Below are 15,705 nucleotides of genomic sequence, written 5' to 3'. Positions count from 1 at the left end.
CGTCCGGCCCGCTCAGCAGCCGCACTCCCCCTCGCCGACCGGGGCCGTCAGCGGGTCGGCGGGGCGGGTTTCGGTGCCCTGCCGGGTCTCGGTCGGGTAGCCCTCGCGGATCCAGTACTCGATGCCGCCGAGCATTTCCTTGACGCGGTAGCCGAGCCGGGACAGGGCGAGGGCCGCGCGGGTCGCGCCGTCGCAGCCGGGACCCCAGCAGTGGACGACGACCGGCACCTTTGGGTCGAGCAGCTGGGGGGCATCCGCGGGGATCCGGGCGGTGGGCAGGTGGACGGCGCCGGGGATGTGGCCCTGGTCCCAGGCGGCCGTGCTGCGGGAGTCGACCACGACGAAGTCCGGGGCTCCGGCCGCGAGGGCGGTGTGCACATCGGCGACGTCGGTGTGGAAGGCGAGCCGGGCGGCGAAGTACGCGGCGGCGTCCGCCGGTGCGGCCGGCGGGGTGGCGAGTACGGGGCTGACGGGTACGGGGCTGCCGGGGGCGGTCGGGGCCTGCGGGGCGGGGCGGGGCTGCTGAGTGATCATGGCGGTAAATCTATGGTCCGCCGCCGTGGCCGAGAAGTGACGATCCCCGGCGAAACCCTTGCCGTACCGGGGATTCCACTGCTAGACAGCGCAGATGACCGGATATTCCCCTGACGCCACCGACTGGCGGATCCTCGACGTCCTGCAACGCAACGGCCGTGCGGGCTACGCCGAGCTGGCCCGCGCCGTGAACATGTCCGCCAGTGCCGTCACCGAGCGGGTCCGGCGGCTGGAGGAGGCCGGGGTGATCTCGGGGTACGCGGCGGTCGTCGACCCGGAGCGCATCGGGCTGCCGGTGCTGGCCTTCGTACGGCTCCGCTATCCGAACGGCAACTACAAGCCGTTCCACGATCTGCTGGAGGCGACGCCGGAGATCCTGGAGGCGCACCACGTCACGGGCGACGACTGCTTCGTGATCAAGGTCACGGCCCGTTCCATGAAGCATCTGGAAGAGGTGTCCGGGCGGATCGGCGCGCTCGGCGCGGTGACCACCAGCGTGGTCTATTCGTCCCCGCTGCTGCGCCGGCCGGTCAGCCACTGAGCCGCCCCGCCCGGCACTCCCCGGGCTTCAGTGCCGTACGTGGTGCCGTACCGCCGAGCCCGTGCGGGACTTGACGACCTCCAGCTGGGCGGGGATACGGGCCTTGAGGTCCGCGACATGGCTGACGATGCCGACGCTGCGGTCGCGTTCGCGCAGGGAGTCCAGGACGTCCAGCACCTCGTCGAGGGTCTGCTCGTCGAGGCTGCCGAAGCCCTCGTCGATGAAGAGGGTGTCCAGCCGGGTGCCGCCGGCCTCGTCGGTGACGACGTCGGCGAGCCCGAGGGCCAGCGCGAGCGAGGCGAAGAAGGTCTCCCCGCCGGAGAGGCTGGCGGTGTCCCGCTCACGGCCGGTCCAGCCGTCGACGACGTGCAGCCCGAGCCCGGAGCGGCGGGTGCCGCCGGCCCGTTCGTCGGAGTGCACGAGGGTGTAGCGGCCGGCCGACATCCGGTGCAGCCGGGCGCTGGCCGCGGCCGCGACCTGTTCGAGCCGGGCGGCGAGGACGTACGACTCCAGCCGCATCCGCCGCTCGTTCTCGCCGGAGGTGCCGGCGGCCAGGGCGGCGAGCCGGGCGATGCGCTCGTGGGCGGCGCGCAGCGGGGCCAGCGCCCGGGCGTCGGCCCCCGCCCGCGCGGAGAGCCGGTCGAGCTCGGCGGCGCGGTCCCGGGCGGTGGCGTGGGCGGTCGCCGCGGTGCGCAGTCGCGCCGCCGCCTCCTCGTGCGCGGCCCGGTCGGCGTCCGGGTCCGCGGGCGGCAGCGCGGCCGCGGCGGACACCTCCGGGTCGGCCAGCTCCGCCTCGGTCGCGGCCGACTCCCGCTGCCAGTCGTCGAGCCGCTGCTGCAGGGCCCGCCACTCGTCGTCCCGCAGCAGCGCCCCGGCGACCGCCTGCGGGGTGTCGAACCCGGCCCGGTAGGCGGCGTCGGTGAGCGCGGCGTCGGCCTCCTTGAGCCGCTCGGCGCAGGCGTGCGCCGTACGGGACGCCTCGGCCGCGGCGGCCAGCCGGGCCACCTGCCGCTCCAGCCGCCCGGCCCGCTCCGCCACGCTCGCGCAGTCCGCCCGGGCCCGGGCCAACTCCTGCTCCAGGGCGGCCCGTTCGGCATCCAGGGCCTCGCGGCGGGAAGTGCGGGCGGCGGCCCGGCGCTCGGCCTGCTGCTGCTCGGTGCGGCGCCGTTCGTACTCCCGCTCGGCGCGGCCGAGGGCCTCGCGGGCGGCGTGCAGATCGGCGCCGCGGGTGTGCTCGCGGGCCAGGTCGGCCCGCAACTCCTCGACGTGCGCGGTCAGTTCGGCCAGCGGGGCGTCGCCCGCCGCTGCGGCGGCGCCGGCCAGCTCTTCCTTGGCGGACTGGCAGCGCTGCTCCGCCTGCCGACGGGTCTCCTCGGCCCGCCGGTACGCGGCCAGTGCGGCCTCCTCGGTGGCGCGGTCGACATGTCCGGCCCGGGCCCGGGCCGGGGCCGGGTGCTCGGTGGCACCGCACACCACACAGGCCGCGCCGTCGCTGAGCCCCTCCGCGAGCTCGGCGGCGATCCCGCGCAGCCGCCGGTCCTTGAGGTCGAGCCAGTGCTCGTGGGCGGCCGCGGACCGCTCCCGGGCGGTGAGCGACTCCCGTTCCGCGGTGCGCACTTCCTCGGTGAGCCGGTCGCGCCGCCGGGCCGCGGCGAGCCGTTCCGCGGCCGGTTCGACGCGGGCGGCGAGCTGTTCGGCCCGGGTCGCGGCCTCCTGTGCGGTCTCGATGCGCTGCTGGTGGGCGCGGCGGGCCCGGTCCCACTGGGCGAGCCATTCCTCGGTGTCGAGCAGGGTCTGCTCGTCGGCGCGCGCCTCGCGGTCCAGTGCGGTCCGCTCCGCGCCGATCTCGGCGGCCCGCCGCTCGGCCCGCCGGGCCGCCCCGAGCGAGCCCAGTTCTTCCCGCAACTCCCGTTCCCTGGCGGCGAGTTGATCGCCCGCGGCGTCGGCGAGTTCCGGTGGGAGCAGGCTGCGGCACTCCGCGTCGGCGCGCCGGGCGGCGTCCAGGTCGCGTCCGGCGGCGTCGCGCAGGGCGAGCGCGGGCGCCACCTGTGCGGCGGCGCGGGCCCGGGCCAGCCGCTCGCGGATCCCGTCCCGTTCGCCGGCCCGGGCCGCCAGGGCATCGGCCCGGCGGCGGGCGTCCGCGTACCGCTGCTGGAGCCGGTGCCGTTCGCGGGCCTCCGCCAGCCGGCCGGCCGCGGTCCGTTCCGCTTCTTCGGCGCGGTACAGCGCCGAGCGGGCGATGTCCAGCCGCTCCCGTGCGGCCACCCGGGCGACGGCGGCGCCGGCCAGGACCGCGTCCGCGAATCCCGGCTCGCCCGGCCCGGGCAGGTCCGCCGACTCCGCCGGGGCCTTCCCGCTACCGCGCCCGGTCCGCCCGGCCCCACCCGCGGTACGCCGTCCGGCGGCGCCGCCCTGGGCCGGGACCGAAGCCGCCGTACGCCGGCCGGGGTCCGCGGCGGGCAGCAGCCCCGCGAAGACGGCGGCGTCACCGGTTTCCGCGTCCGCGGTCCCGCCGGCCGCCTGCGCCATCCGGTGCGCCAGCGCCAGCAGCCGCTCGTCGCCGGCCGCCACCTCTTCGGCGGCGGCCCGACGGCGCGCGGTCAGCTGTTCTTCGAGGGCGGCGAACCGGCGGGTGTCGAAGAGCCGCCCGAGCAGCCGGGCGCGGGCCTCGGCATCGGCCCGCAAAAAGCGCGCGAACTCGCCCTGCGGCAACAGCACGACCTGGCAGAACTGCTCCTTGCTCATGCCGAGCAGCTGCCCGATCTCCTCCCCGATCTCCTGGTGCGAGCGGCTCAGCGCCTTCCAGTGCCCGTCGCCGCCGGCCGCCCGCTCCTGCGGTCCGGCCGGTACGAACTCCCGCAGCCGGCTCTGCGCCTTCTCCTTCGTCGTGCCGCTGCCGCGCTTCTTGGGGCGCGGCTGCTCGGGCAGCCGGGTGATCTCCAACCGCCGTTCGGCGACGGTGAGTTCGAGGACGACCTCGGTCGGGGTCAGCGGGTCGGCCAGGTCGCTGCGGAGTGCCTGGCCGCTCTGCCGCGCCCCGGGGACCGACCCGTAGAGCGCGAAGCACACCGCGTCGAGGACGGAGGTCTTGCCGGCGCCGGTCGGCCCGTGCAGCAGGAACAGGCCGTCCCGGGTGAGCCGGTCGAAGTCGACGGTCTGGGTGGCGCCGAACGGCCCGAAGGCGGTGACGGTCAGCCGGTGCAGCCTCATCGTGCCCCCTCGGCCGCCGTCTCCTGGGCGCGCACGTCGTCGATCGCGGAGCGCAGTTCGGCCCGTTCGCCGGCGTCGGCCGCGCGGCCGGAGCGTACGTGGGCCACGAAGTCCTCGGCGATCTCCTGGTCGCTGCGGCCGCGCAGCCGCTGGGCGTACGAGGCCAGCGAGCGGGCCGGTCCTTCGTCGGGGTCGAAGACCAGGCTGACGAGGTGGGGGAAGCGGCGGGCGAGCCGGGCCATGGGCTCGTGCGGGCGGGCGCTGTCGGTGAGCGTCGCCTCGACCCAGGACTCCTCGTGCGGGGCCAGTGCCGGGTCGTCGAGGAGCTGCTCCAGCGGTCCCCGGATGCGGGCCAGCGGCCGGGGCACCGGGCAGTCCACCCGTTCCGCGTGCACCGCCCCGGCCGCGTCCAGCTCGATCAGCCACATCGATTTGCGGTGCGTGGCCTCGGAGAACGAGTACGCCAGCGGGGAGCCCGAGTAGCGGACCCGTTCGGTGAGGGTCTGGCAGCCGTGCAGATGGCCGAGCGCGGCGTAGTCCACACCGTCGAACACGGCCGCGGGGACGGAGGCGACGCCGCCGACGGTGATGTCGCGTTCGCTGTCGCTGACCGCGCCGCCGGTGACGAAGGCGTGCGCCAGCACCACCGAGCGGGTTCCCGTCGGCCGGCCGGCGAGGTCGGCGCGCACCGTGTCCATCGCCGCGCCCAGCACCGCCGCGTGGTCGGCCCGGGGCGCGCCGAGGGCGTCGCGCACCATGGCGGGTTCGAGGTACGGCAGGCCGTAGAGCGCGACCGGGCCGTGCGCGTCGTGCAGGAGTACGGGCGTGCCGCAGCCGGCCGGGTCGGTGCGCAGGTGGATGCCGGCCCGCTCCATGAGGCCCGAGCCGACGCCCAGCCGGCGGGCGGAGTCGTGGTTGCCGGAGATCATCACGGTCGGGACGCCCAGTTCGGCGAGCCGGTGCAGGGCCTCGTCGAACAGCTCGACGGCGGCGAGCGGCGGCACCGCCCGGTCGTAGATGTCGCCCGCGACGAGCACGGCGTCGATCTCCCGGTCGCGCACCGTCGTGACCAGGTGATCGAGGAAGGCCCGTTGGGCGGTGAGCAGGCTGACCCGGTGGAAGGACCGGCCCAGGTGCCAGTCGGAGGTGTGCAGAAGCCTCAATCGACCGCTCCGACCTGCACGCTTCCCCCTCCTGGGCCGTTTCTTGCGCCGCCCGGTGTCCGCCGGCCGGCCGTGCCCAGGGTAGCCGCCGGCGGCCCGCCGTCCGCTACCGGGCTCCGGCCGCGGGCGGCGTGGCGCGGTCCGTGCAGCGCACGTCGTGTGCCGGGCGGTGGCCGGTGGTGAGGAAGGTGGTGACCGTGCGGTCGCCGCAGGCGGTGCCGTTGCCGAGGTAGGCGCCGTGGCCGCCGTGGTCGAGCGTGACCAGGCGGGCGCGGGAACCGAGGGCCTGCCGCATCTTCAGGGCGCCGAAGTAGGGAGTGGAGGGGTCCCGGAGGTTCTGCAGCATCAGGACGTTGGAGGGGCCGTCGTCGGTGATCCTGGTGGGCCGGGCGTCCGGCGCGTCCTTCCAGAAGGAGCAGGGCGTGATGTTCGCCGGCATCCCGGCGGTGAGCGGGTGGCGGGCCCGGTCGGCGGCGACCGCGCGCCGGTGGGCGGGGACCGACGCGGGCCAGCGCACGTCGTTGCAGAGGGTCGCCATGATGGCGGTGGCGCCGGGGTCGGGCAGCGGCCCGGCGAGGTCGGCGGGCAGGACGGGGCGGGCGGCCGGGTCCTGGGCCTGCTGGACGAGCCGGGCCAGCGGTGCGAAGAAGGTGTCGCTGTAAAGGGCGTTCTGCAGCGCCTGCCGCAGCATGTTGCCGGTCAGCGGCACGGACGGGGTGGTGGACTCCCTCGGCGCGCGGTCCAGCTTCGCGGCCAGTGCGAGGAAGAGCGGGCGGACGTCTTCGGGGCGGGCGGCCAGCCGCAGGCCGTCCTTGTCGCGGGCCGGGTCGGCGGCCCAGGCGGCGAAGTCGGGGAACCGGTCGTCCGCGGCGGCCGACATGTTCGCCAGCCAGCCCCGCTCGACCCGCGCCGGGTCGGGGTCGCCGCTGCTGTCGAGCACCCAACGGTCGGTGTGCTCCGGGTACTTCTGGGCGTAGACGGCGCCCACGTACGTCCCGTAGGAGACGCCCCAGGCCGAGAGTTTCCGCTCGCCGAGGGCCTGCCGGAAGCGGTCGATGTCGCGGACCTCGTTGGCGGTGGAGATGCTGCGCAGGACGGCCCCGCCGTGCCGGTGGCAGGCGTCGGCGACGCGCCGGGCGCGGGCGACGTTGTCGGTGATGCCGCCGTCCGGGGCGGGCCAGGAGCGCAGGTGCACCAGAGTGCGGTCGTCGGGTGCCAGGCCGCAGCTCGCCGTGGTGCTGCCGCCCACCCCGCGCGGGTCCAGACCGACCAGGTCGTACGCCCCGCCCGTGGCCTTGCGCAGCGCCTCCCCCTTCTGGGCGAGCCGCTGCACCCCGGAGCCGCCGGGGCCGCCCGGGATCAGCAGCAGGGTCCCGCGCCGGGCGGCGGGCCGGTCGCTGCGGAGCCGGGACACCGCGACGGTCAGCCGGGGCCCGTCCGGGTTCCGGTAGTCGACCGGTACGGCCAGGTCGGCGCACTCCTGCCCGGTGGGGCCGCCGGGCCGGTCGCAGGGCCGCCAGGCGAGGTGCGTGGACGCTGCGGTGGCGGCGGGGGCGGGCGGGGCGAAGCCGGTCAGGGTGGCCGCGACCGCTGCGGCGGAGAGGGAGAGGAGGAGGGTGCGCCGTGGGTAACTGGTCATGGGACAAGGGTCGTTGAGGCAGGGCCCGGCGCCCATCCGGCAGCCACGAGACCCGAGGTGGGGTTATCCCCCGGCACCGGCGGCGCTGGTCTCCCCTTCGGGCGGGTGGCGGTCCCCGGTCCCTTCCAGGTACCGCTCGTCGATCCGCTTCGGCCCGAACGGCCACTCCTTCTCGAAGCGGGCCCAGAAGAGGAACGCCACCACGCCCGCGGCCACCCAGGCCAGCGACCATTCGATGGGGTGCCGGCCGGGCGCGTTGCGGTCCGCGTAGCCGTAGATCACCAGCCAGCCGGCGAGCGCGACGAGTCCGGGGAGCGGGTAGAGCCACATCCGGTACGGGCGGTGCAGGGCCGGCTGGCGGCGGCGCAGCACGGTGACCGCGGCGACCTGGGCCAGCGACTGCACGAGCACCATGACGGTGGTGAGCAGCTGGATGACGGTGGCGAGGTCGGTGTGCCGGCCGAGGAGGAAGCCGCCCGCCATCACCGCCCCCATGGTGAGCAGGCCCAGCACGGGGAACCGGTGGCGCGGGTGGAGGGTGCCGTACGGCCGGAAGAAGACCCGGTCGCGGGCGGCGTCGTAGGGGACCCGGGAGCCGCCGAGGAGCCCGGTGAGGACGGAGGCGACGGCGGTGACGAGGATGAGCACGGTGACGGTGCCGGCCGCGGCCGAGCCCCAGGCCCGTTCGAGCACGGCGGAGGCGACGGACGAGGAGGCCGTGGAGTGCGGGTCGAGCATCTCCCGCCAGTCGACGACGCCGAGGGTGCCGATCTGCAGCAGCAGGTAGAGGGCCATGATGCCGAGGATGGCGGCGATGATCGCGCGCGGGACGGTCCGGCCGGGGTGGCGGATCTCGGCGCCCATGTAGGCGATGGTGTGGTAGCCGAGGTAGTCGTAGATGCCGATGGTCAGTCCGGCCGCGAAGCCCACCCAGAAGTGACCGGCCGTCAGGTCGAAGGCGTGCGCGGGGTAGCTGAAGGCGCGCTCCGGGCTGAAGTGCGTGAACGCGGCCACGATGACGAGGACGACGGCGGCGATCATCACCGCCCAGAGGACGACGGCGAGCCGGGCGATGCGCTCCACCCGTCGCCACAGCAGCACCACGATGCCCACGGTGACCAGCAGCCCGACGGCGTCTCCCTGGCCCCGGCTCATCCCCGGCCACAGATAGCCGAGGTACTGCACGAAACCGATCACGCCGGTGGACATCCCCAGCGGGATGAACAGCATGGCCGTCCAGACGAACAGGAACGGCATCAGCTTGCCGGTGCGGTACTGGAACGCCTGCCGCAGGTAGACATAGCTGCCGCCGGCGCCGGGCAGCGCGGCGCCCAGCTCGGCCCAGACCAGCCCGTCGGCGAGTGCCAGGACGGCGCCGGCGAGGAATCCGACGACCGCCTGCGGTCCGCCGAAGGCGGCGACCATCAGCGGGATGGTGACGAACGGGCCGATGCCGCACATCTGGCTCATGTTGATGGCGGTGGCCTGGAACAGGCCGATCCGGCGCACGAACCCCGCCCGCTCGTCGAGGAGTTCAGGCATCGGCGGCCCCCTTCTCGTGCCGGCACGGCGGAGCTTCGGCCCCCGCCGCTCACCGGTGCGGCACCCGCCCGGGCCACAGGCTGACACGCCCGGCGCCGCCGCGCACCGGTGCGGACCGGACTTTCCGCCGGGCCCGCGGGCCCAACTGCCCTCGCGGCCGCCGCGCCCGGCCGCCTCCGCCCCGCGGGGCACGGCCGCCGGTCAGACCTCCCCGGCCTGCCCGACCGCCCCGTACACCTCGCCGCCGAGCTCCAGCCGGGCCGTGCCGGCCGTCGCATCCGCGAGCCAGGCGCGGAACGCCTCCAGCTCGGCCTCCGGCAGCCCGACCTCGATCCGCACCTCCGCCCCGTACGTCACCTCCCGCACCGCGCGGCCCGTGGTCCGCAGGTCGTTCTCGACCCGGCCCGCCCGCTGGTGGTCGACGGTGACCGTGGCCAGCCGGAAGCGCTGCCGGGTGACCGTGCCCAGCGCGTCCAGGGCCTCGCCGACGACGCCGCCGTAGGCGCGTATCAGCCCGCCGGCGCCGAGCTTGATGCCGCCGAAATAGCGGGTGACGACCGCGACGACGAAGCGCACCTCGCGGCGGAGCAGCATCTGCAGCATCGGTACGCCCGCGGTGCCGCCCGGCTCGCCGTCGTCGCTGGCCTTCTGCACGCCGCCGTCGGCGCCGAGGACGTACGCCCAGCAGTGGTGGCGTGCCGTGGGGTGCTCCTTGCGGATGCGCGCGATGAAGTCCTGCGCCTCGCTCTCGTTCGCGACCGGCGCGAGCGCGCAGAGGAAGCGGGACTTGTTGATCTCGATCTCGTGGACACCCTCGCGCGCGAGCGTGCGGTACTGCTCCTGCATCGCTCCAGCCTATGCGGCCCCTGTGACAACGGGCTCCGGACCCGGCGGCCCGCGCCGCGCTGGACCGTCCGCCAAAAGGGCACGGGGGTCCGCCGGACGGGCGCAGTCCGCACGGCCAGGCGGCGTATCCGCGCCGTCCGCACGGTGCGTCGGGGAGACGTCGGGGCCGGCCGTGGGCACTGTGAGGCCAGTGCGAGAGCCTCGTGTTTCCGGGGCCCCGCTCGTACGCGCAGGAACCGAACGGCGGGTTGGCGGAGGGCTGCATGGAAGAGAGCACACAGGCGGCGATGACGGCGGGCGAGCCCCTGACGGGCGAGGCCATGCCCGAACCCCCGCCGGAGGTCGTCGAGGCGGCACGCGAGGCGCCCGACCACTGGCTGGCCCTGGTGGACCTGACGTGGCAGGGCGAGGGGCCGCCGCCTCTCTGGGCGCTGATCGGGCAGTGGCGGTCCGGGCCGACCGGCGAGATCGAGGAGTGGCGGGACAACCCGGAGTACCGGCCGTCGCCGCAGATGCTGGAGTGGTCGGAGCCGGCCGACCCGGTGGACCGCGCGGTGCAGCTGGCCGCGACCGGTTACGGGCCCGGCCAGGACGTCGCCGAGGCGCTGGCCCGGGCCGAGGTGTCCGTCCTGGTCACCGCGACCGGCACGCCGCTGGCCGCCGCCTCGCCCGAGGGCACCCCGGTGATCCCGGTCTACACCTCGGAGGGCTACCTGGAGTCGGTGGGGCGGCTGCTGTACGACCGCCGTCCGGTGGCCGACCTTGTCGACCAGCTTCCTCCAGGCCATGCGCTGTACCTGAACCCGACCGGGCCGGTGAGCATGCTGGTCGACACCGAGGAACTGCGGGCCGCGCTGGCCGCCTCCTCCGCGGAGACGCCGGAGGAGGCCCGGAAAGCGGCCGCGAACGGGGCGCTGCGGCCGGGCACCGGGGCCGGCGGCGCCGAGCCGGTGGGCGGTGGCCGGGCGATCGGCAAGCCGGCCCGGGCCGCCAACGGCAGCACCGTCGTCGGCGCCGGACTGGCCGGCAGCGGAGTCGCCCGCGGCCGCCGCTGACCGCCTTCGCCCCGCCCCACAGAGAACCCGCCCCGCCCGCCTTCCCCTTCGGGCGGGGCGTCTGCGTCCACGGGCGCACCCGCCGCGGCGCGCGGGAATCTTCCGTCGGCGCCGGCCGTTGATCCGCACGAGAACCTTCCCCGGTCAGGAGGCAGTGCGTGTACGGCGATCCCAGTACGATCCGCAGGATCCTCACCGAGCTCGGCGACACCTGGGCCGTCGTGGGCCTGTCGAACAACGAGCGGCGTGCCGCGTACGGCGTGGCCGAGGTGCTGCAGCGCTACGGCAAGCGCGTCGTTCCGGTGCACCCGAAGGCCGAGACGGTGCACGGCGAGCCGGGCTACCCCTCGCTGGACGCGGTCCCGTTCCCGGTCGACGTGGTCGACGTGTTCGTCAACAGCGAGCTGGCGGGGCCGGTCGCCGACGAGGCCGTGGCGGCCGGCGCGAAGGCCGTCTGGTTCCAGCTCGGCGTGGTCGACGAGGGAGCCTGGCACCGCGTGCGCGATGCCGGCCTCGACATGGTGATGGACCGTTGTCCGGCCATCGAGATACCGCGTTTGGGCTGAGCCGGGCGCCGAGGTCCGTCCGCCGCCTCCAGGGCCCCCTTCAGAAGGCGGGCTGGCTCGTCGTCAACGCGGAGGGCCCTCTCACGCTCTCCAGGCCGGCTCAGGCGGCCCTCTCCAGCCGGCGCGAGTCGGGGACGGGTAAGCGCGCAAGCCCCGTCCCCCGGGGAGCAATTGTCAAGCCTTGTGGATCGGAAAATCAGGTTGCGGTGCGCACGTAGCAGGCCGAACGATTGCACCTTGTGACGACCGTTGGAGAGAAGCCGCTGTCTGATGCCGCCAGGCCGGTCGCGTTGGTGACCGGCGTCGGCCGCTCCGTCGGGATCGGCGCGGGTATCGCCTGCCGACTGGCCGAGGCGGGCTGGAACGTCGCCTTCACGTACTGGACGACGTACGACGCTCGCATGCCCTGGGGCGTCGAGGCTGGTGCTGCGGATGCCATCGCCAAGGAATTGGCGGAACGGGGCGCCAGCACGGTGGCGGTGGAGGCGGACCTCGCCGTCCCAGAGACAGCGGAGCGGGTCTTTGATGAGGCTGAGCGTCGCCTCGGGGGCATCACCGCGTTGGTGATGTGCCACTGTGAGTCGGTCGACTCCGGCCTGCTCGACACCACTTTGGAGAGCTTCGACCGCCACTTCGCGGTCAATGCCCGCGCCACTTGGCTGCTGATCCGCGAGTACGGCCGTCGCTTCCGCGGGACTCCGGGCACCGGACGCGTGATCAGCCTCACCAGTGACCACACCGTCGGCAACCTGCCCTACGGGGCGAGCAAGGGCGCACTCGACCGCATCACCCTGGCCGCTGCCCACGAACTCGCCTACCTCGGGATCACTGCCAACGTGATCAACCCGGGACCGGTGGACACCGGCTGGATGTCCGACGACATCCGGGACCACGTGCTGCGCCAGACACCGTTGGGGCGTCTCGGCAGCCCGCGGGACACCGCTCATCTCGTAGAGTTCCTGTGCTCGCCGCAGGGCCAGTGGATCAACGGGCAACTGCTGAAGAGCAACGGTGGTTTCGCAAGCTGATCGGCCGTCCTGACTACGCGGCTTCCTTGCACTCGACCAGGACGCCGTTCTTGAACGTGGCACCGGAGCGGACCAGGACGACGAGGGAGGCTCCGGTGATCGCCCGCCAGCGTTCCTGGGCGGACTCGACCAGCTTGAACACCATCGCCAGGGCTGCGGCCGGGCTGCCGGCACCGCGGGTGACCTTTGTCCGGAGCTTGACCGTGGAGAACGTGGACTCGATCGGGTTCGTGGTCCGCAGGTGGATCCAGTGCTCTGCCGGGAAGTCGTAGAAGGCCAGCAGTTCCTCGCGGTCCTCGGTGATCTTCGCGACGGCCTTGGGCCACTTCGCGCCGTAGGTCTTCGCGAACGCCTCGATCGCTCTCTCCGCGTGCACGCGGTCCTCGGCGTTGTAGATCTCCTGCAGCGCCTTCGTCGCGCCCGGCTGCGCGGACTTCGGAAGACAGTTCGTGACATTGCGGGCCTTGTGAACCCAGCACCTCTGCTGACGGGCAGCAGGAAACACCTCGGCCAGGGCCTTCCACAGCCCCATCGCTCCGTCGCCGACCACCAGCTCGGGGTCGCGCATGCCGCGTCGACGGCAGTCACGCAGCAGGTCGGCCCACGACTCGGTCGACTCCCGCAGCCCCTCTGCCAGCGCAATCAGCTCCTTGGAGCCGTCCATCCGCACCCCGAGCAGGACCAGGACGCAGGAGTGCGCCTGCCCGAGTCGGACCTTCGGGTGCACGCCGTCGGCCCACACGTAGACGAAGTCCCGGTCCGCGAGGTCGCGCTCCTGAAAGGCGGCGTGGTCGTCCTGCCACTGCTTCGTCAGCCGGGTCACCGTCGCCGACGACAGGCCGGCCGCACCGCCGAGGAACTGCTCCAGCGCGGGCACGAAGTCCCCGGACGACAGTCCGTGCAGGTAGAGCAGCGGCAGGACCTCCGAGACCTTCGGGGACTTACGGCACCACGGGGCCAGGATCTTCGAGGAGAACCGCTTGCGCTCGCCGGTGGCCTCGTCGACCCGGCGGTCGTTCACCCGGGGCGCGGTGACCTCGACCGGGCCAGCGGCGGTGACCACAGTGCGGGGCCGGTGGTGGCCGTTGCGGACCACCAGGCGGTGCCCGCGCTCGTCGGTCTCGGCGGCCAACTCGGCTATGTACTGGTTGACTTCTGCTTCCAGGGCTGCGGCGAGCATCCGGCGGGCGCCCTCACGGACGATCTCATCGATCAGGGAGCCGGACTCGATACTGCCGTCGGCGTTCACTACGCTCAGCACGGACGTGCCTTCCCGACCCGCGCTGCGAACGCGGGCCTACTCGGTGACCATCACAGGATCATTCGGGAAGGTACGCCCTTCGCGTCCCCGCCCGGGGCTGATCCACAAGTCCTGAGCATTGCTCGTCCCCGGGCCGTGGAGGCTCACGAAGGTGGCTCTCTGGCGTTGCTCAGTGCTACCGGAGTTCTGACAGATACCGCTGGTACAGCGGACCGCTGCCGTGAGCGGCACGAGCCCGCGATGGCGCAGCCTCCTCGATCAGTCTCTGTGCCATCGCCTTCATGAGGGCTGACCACGCCAACACGTGCTGCTGCGCGGTACGTCCACACTCTTGGGGCTCACCCGGGAGACAGTGGGGCAGTGCCGGCCCGAGTTTGTTTGCCGCATGGCGCACGTACCGAGCAATCTGGCTCCACTGCTCTTCGGTCCGCTGCACTGCTTCGGGGCTACCCTCTTGCATCCAGCGGCCGAAGTCGTCTCCGTGATCCATGTGCGCTCGCTCCTAGGAGTTCCGTGCCTCACGCGGGTGAGCCGATCGTAGCGGCGCCAGACTGTGCCTCTCGCGGATCGCAGTGCCCCACCGAGGGGACGCAGGGGCCGCACGGTTGGCAGCTCGGGAGGAACTGCGGGGGAGTACAGACCTGTCCAAGAGCCACCTTCTCGTGAGTCGTGGCAATCTCGGCCCGAGCCTCAGCCGTTCCTGCGGTGCCCCAGATCTCCGCAAGGCGAGTGTCGCGGACGTTTCCCAGAGTGATGAACCGCCCAAGGACACAGGGCCACACGACCCCATCGGGACCGATGGCCACCTGACCCAGTGCGCAGTGCCCGCAGAGATCATCGATCGCTGGCCGTGCGCCGTGGCTGGCTCGCCCGAAAGCCCGGTTCCTGTCGGTCCCTGGCACCGCACCGAGTGCAGTCAGATCCTCCACGGCCTGCGTGACACGCTGTTGCGCGTTCATTCGACCACACCACCGCGGATGGCAAGTCCCAGACGGCGAGCCTTCTCGATGTTCGCTCGGGTTTTTCTGTGCGAACCTCGAAGGTTCGTCACTGCATCGTGCTCCTCCGGCCTATCGGAGTAGTACGACGTAGCCAGCCTCACCCCGCACTCTACGAAGGTCGTCCACAGTGGTTCACGGACATAGGTGAGGTTCGAAAAGACCTCAATGCCGAGCCCGGCCCCGTGGGCGTGCGCGATCAGCTCGGGCAGCTGCGGGTAGAGCGTCGGCTCGCCGCCGATGAATTGCACATCAGCGACGCCCATTCCAGCTAGCTGGTCAATAACACGTACCCAGTCGGCCACCGTCATCGTGCCGTGTGTGCCCTTGGGCGACGAGTCCGCGTAGCAGTGATCACAGAGCTCGTTGCAGAGTCCTGTGACCTCCAGCCAGGCGAAGCGTAAGGGATTTTGGACAGCGCTCATCCCTACTCCTTGAAGCGGATGGATGGGCCCTACGGCCCGATGAGAGCCCGCGCCGGCCGGTGCCTCACCGATCGATCTCAAGGTGACCGGGGCGGGGGCTTGTGTGGACCGTCCGGACCGGACGGAGAGTCCGGACGGCCCCTTCCACACACGCCGGCGTGTGGCTCCGGCGGCGTGGGTTTCCCAGCTCCAGGCCACTTGACGGGGGTCTCTTGGCCGAGCTGGGCATCTTGGGTTGGCGCCCACCCGGATTTATCAGTGGGTGACCGGGGGGCTGCCGTGCTCCCCCCTTCGTCCCCCGTCTCGTAATGAGGGGACTGGGGCTGGTGGGAATGTGTGGGCCCGCCGTGAGGAGCACTCCCGGCGCTCGGTTCGCCGGGGGTCTAGTAGGAGCGCCACACTCCGACGCCAGACAAAAAGAATCGTTGCGGCGGCAGGTGCAGTGCTCAGGATTGCTTCTTCATCGCGCCCACCAGATCACGACTCCCCACCGGGGTTGGTCGGAGACGTGATGGGAGAGCTCGTGCCGGTACGGCAGGCTGCACCGGATCCACTTCGGTGCGTCCGCGGGGCGGTTGCCGGGCCGCTGGGCGCGCTTTGCACACTGACACCGCCCCTACCCACGGTGGTATCCGTACAGCCGGCACACGCGGCAGACACCCTTGCACCGTGGGAGTCGGTCATAGACGATCATGCCGCGGTAGCCGGGACGAGCACGCGTGGGGGCCGGGGGCCACCCGCCAGGAACACGGTCGACGTACGGACGCACTAGCTGTTCTGTCCACGGAGGTTGGTGACAGCAATCACTGGCGTGTGATCTTGAAATGGGTGAGGGCCTTCTGGCTCGGTGTGGATTGCGACATCTGCACCGGCGACCAGAAAGGCCCTCATGCCGCA

The 15,705-nt window shown here is 73.2% G+C and carries 13 protein-coding genes; 4 read left to right on the top strand and 9 right to left on the bottom strand.

Going from position 1 to position 15,705, the window contains the following annotated elements:
* Window positions 1-12: 12 nt before the first annotated feature.
* A complete protein-coding gene (locus AB0G35_RS33220) occupies window positions 13-534 on the bottom strand; it encodes a rhodanese-like domain-containing protein (protein ID WP_360957253.1) in 522 nt (173 codons plus the stop codon).
* Between the two features lie 94 nt (window positions 535-628).
* On the opposite strand from AB0G35_RS33220, the gene AB0G35_RS33215 reads away from it, so the two are divergent.
* Entirely contained in the window at window positions 629-1,075 is a 447-nt protein-coding gene (locus AB0G35_RS33215; protein ID WP_360957250.1) for an Lrp/AsnC family transcriptional regulator, read from the top strand.
* Window positions 1,076-1,102: 27 nt separating this feature from the next.
* Here AB0G35_RS33215 and AB0G35_RS33210 read toward each other — a convergent pair whose 3' ends face one another.
* The 5 genes from AB0G35_RS33210 to AB0G35_RS33190 form a co-directional block, all read right to left on the bottom strand.
* Window positions 1,103-4,285, bottom strand: coding sequence for an SMC family ATPase (locus AB0G35_RS33210; protein ID WP_360957247.1), 3,183 nt, complete (start codon window positions 4,283-4,285; stop codon window positions 1,103-1,105).
* Window positions 4,282-5,448 carry an exonuclease SbcCD subunit D gene (locus AB0G35_RS33205; protein ID WP_360957244.1) on the bottom strand — a complete coding sequence of 389 codons (1,167 nt, stop codon included), beginning with the start codon at window positions 5,446-5,448 and terminating at the stop codon, window positions 4,282-4,284. The genes AB0G35_RS33210 and AB0G35_RS33205 overlap by 4 nt, the downstream gene beginning before the upstream one ends.
* 106 nt (window positions 5,449-5,554) lie before the next feature.
* Window positions 5,555-7,087: an alpha/beta hydrolase gene (locus AB0G35_RS33200; RefSeq protein WP_360957241.1), complete on the bottom strand. Its 1,533-nt coding sequence runs from the start codon at window positions 7,085-7,087 to the stop codon at window positions 5,555-5,557.
* Between the two features lie 63 nt (window positions 7,088-7,150).
* Window positions 7,151-8,629, bottom strand: coding sequence for an APC family permease (locus AB0G35_RS33195; RefSeq protein ID WP_360957238.1), 1,479 nt, complete (start codon window positions 8,627-8,629; stop codon window positions 7,151-7,153).
* A 201-nt stretch (window positions 8,630-8,830) separates the two neighbouring features.
* The gene (locus AB0G35_RS33190; RefSeq protein WP_360957235.1) at window positions 8,831-9,475 is read right to left on the bottom strand and encodes a YigZ family protein; all 645 of its coding nucleotides are present in this window, start codon (window positions 9,473-9,475) and stop codon (window positions 8,831-8,833) included.
* 263 nt (window positions 9,476-9,738) lie between these two features.
* Between AB0G35_RS33190 and AB0G35_RS33185 the strand changes: the two genes are divergently transcribed.
* The 3 genes from AB0G35_RS33185 to AB0G35_RS33175 all read left to right on the top strand — a co-directional run bounded on the left by AB0G35_RS33185 (window position 9,739) and on the right by AB0G35_RS33175 (window position 12,124).
* On the top strand, window positions 9,739-10,530 hold the full coding sequence (locus AB0G35_RS33185) for a type VII secretion system-associated protein (RefSeq protein WP_360957233.1): 792 nt from the start codon (window positions 9,739-9,741) through the stop codon (window positions 10,528-10,530).
* Between the two features lie 158 nt (window positions 10,531-10,688).
* A complete protein-coding gene (locus AB0G35_RS33180; RefSeq protein ID WP_360957230.1) occupies window positions 10,689-11,096 on the top strand; it encodes a CoA-binding protein in 408 nt (135 codons plus the stop codon).
* Window positions 11,097-11,386: 290 nt separating this feature from the next.
* Window positions 11,387-12,124: an SDR family oxidoreductase gene (locus AB0G35_RS33175; RefSeq protein ID WP_360957228.1), complete on the top strand. Its 738-nt coding sequence runs from the start codon at window positions 11,387-11,389 to the stop codon at window positions 12,122-12,124.
* A 13-nt stretch (window positions 12,125-12,137) separates the two neighbouring features.
* On the opposite strand, the gene AB0G35_RS33170 is transcribed toward AB0G35_RS33175, so the two are convergent.
* From AB0G35_RS33170 to AB0G35_RS33160, 3 genes are all read right to left on the bottom strand, one after another.
* The gene (locus tag AB0G35_RS33170; protein WP_360957225.1) at window positions 12,138-13,385 is read right to left on the bottom strand and encodes an IS256 family transposase; all 1,248 of its coding nucleotides are present in this window, start codon (window positions 13,383-13,385) and stop codon (window positions 12,138-12,140) included.
* Between the two features lie 518 nt (window positions 13,386-13,903).
* The gene (locus tag AB0G35_RS33165; protein ID WP_360957222.1) at window positions 13,904-14,344 is read right to left on the bottom strand and encodes an SPASM domain-containing protein; all 441 of its coding nucleotides are present in this window, start codon (window positions 14,342-14,344) and stop codon (window positions 13,904-13,906) included.
* Entirely contained in the window at window positions 14,341-14,808 is a 468-nt protein-coding gene (locus AB0G35_RS33160) for a radical SAM protein (RefSeq protein WP_360957219.1), read from the bottom strand. The genes AB0G35_RS33165 and AB0G35_RS33160 overlap by 4 nt, the downstream gene beginning before the upstream one ends.
* Window positions 14,809-15,705 lie beyond the last annotated feature (897 nt).

Source organism: Streptomyces sp. NPDC021749, from assembly GCF_040640655.1.
Classification (GTDB): Bacteria; Actinomycetota; Actinomycetes; order Streptomycetales; family Streptomycetaceae; genus Streptomyces.
This window is presented reverse-complemented; position numbering and strand designations above follow the sequence as displayed.

Excerpts from the sequence above, each read along its gene's own strand:
- AB0G35_RS33220 (WP_360957253.1), bottom strand. The coding sequence starts at position 534 with ATGATCACTCAGCAGCCCCGCCCCGCCCCGCAGGCCCCGACCGCCCCC.
- AB0G35_RS33215 (WP_360957250.1), top strand. The coding sequence starts at position 629 with ATGACCGGATATTCCCCTGACGCCACCGACTGGCGGATCCTCGACGTC.
- AB0G35_RS33210 (WP_360957247.1), bottom strand. The coding sequence starts at position 4,285 with ATGAGGCTGCACCGGCTGACCGTCACCGCCTTCGGGCCGTTCGGCGCC.
- AB0G35_RS33200 (WP_360957241.1), bottom strand. The coding sequence starts at position 7,087 with ATGACCAGTTACCCACGGCGCACCCTCCTCCTCTCCCTCTCCGCCGCA.
- AB0G35_RS33195 (WP_360957238.1), bottom strand. The coding sequence starts at position 8,629 with ATGCCTGAACTCCTCGACGAGCGGGCGGGGTTCGTGCGCCGGATCGGC.
- AB0G35_RS33190 (WP_360957235.1), bottom strand. The coding sequence starts at position 9,475 with ATGCAGGAGCAGTACCGCACGCTCGCGCGCGAGGGTGTCCACGAGATC.
- AB0G35_RS33185 (WP_360957233.1), top strand. The coding sequence starts at position 9,739 with ATGGAAGAGAGCACACAGGCGGCGATGACGGCGGGCGAGCCCCTGACG.
- AB0G35_RS33165 (WP_360957222.1), bottom strand. The coding sequence starts at position 14,344 with ATGAACGCGCAACAGCGTGTCACGCAGGCCGTGGAGGATCTGACTGCA.
- AB0G35_RS33160 (WP_360957219.1), bottom strand. The coding sequence starts at position 14,808 with ATGAGCGCTGTCCAAAATCCCTTACGCTTCGCCTGGCTGGAGGTCACA.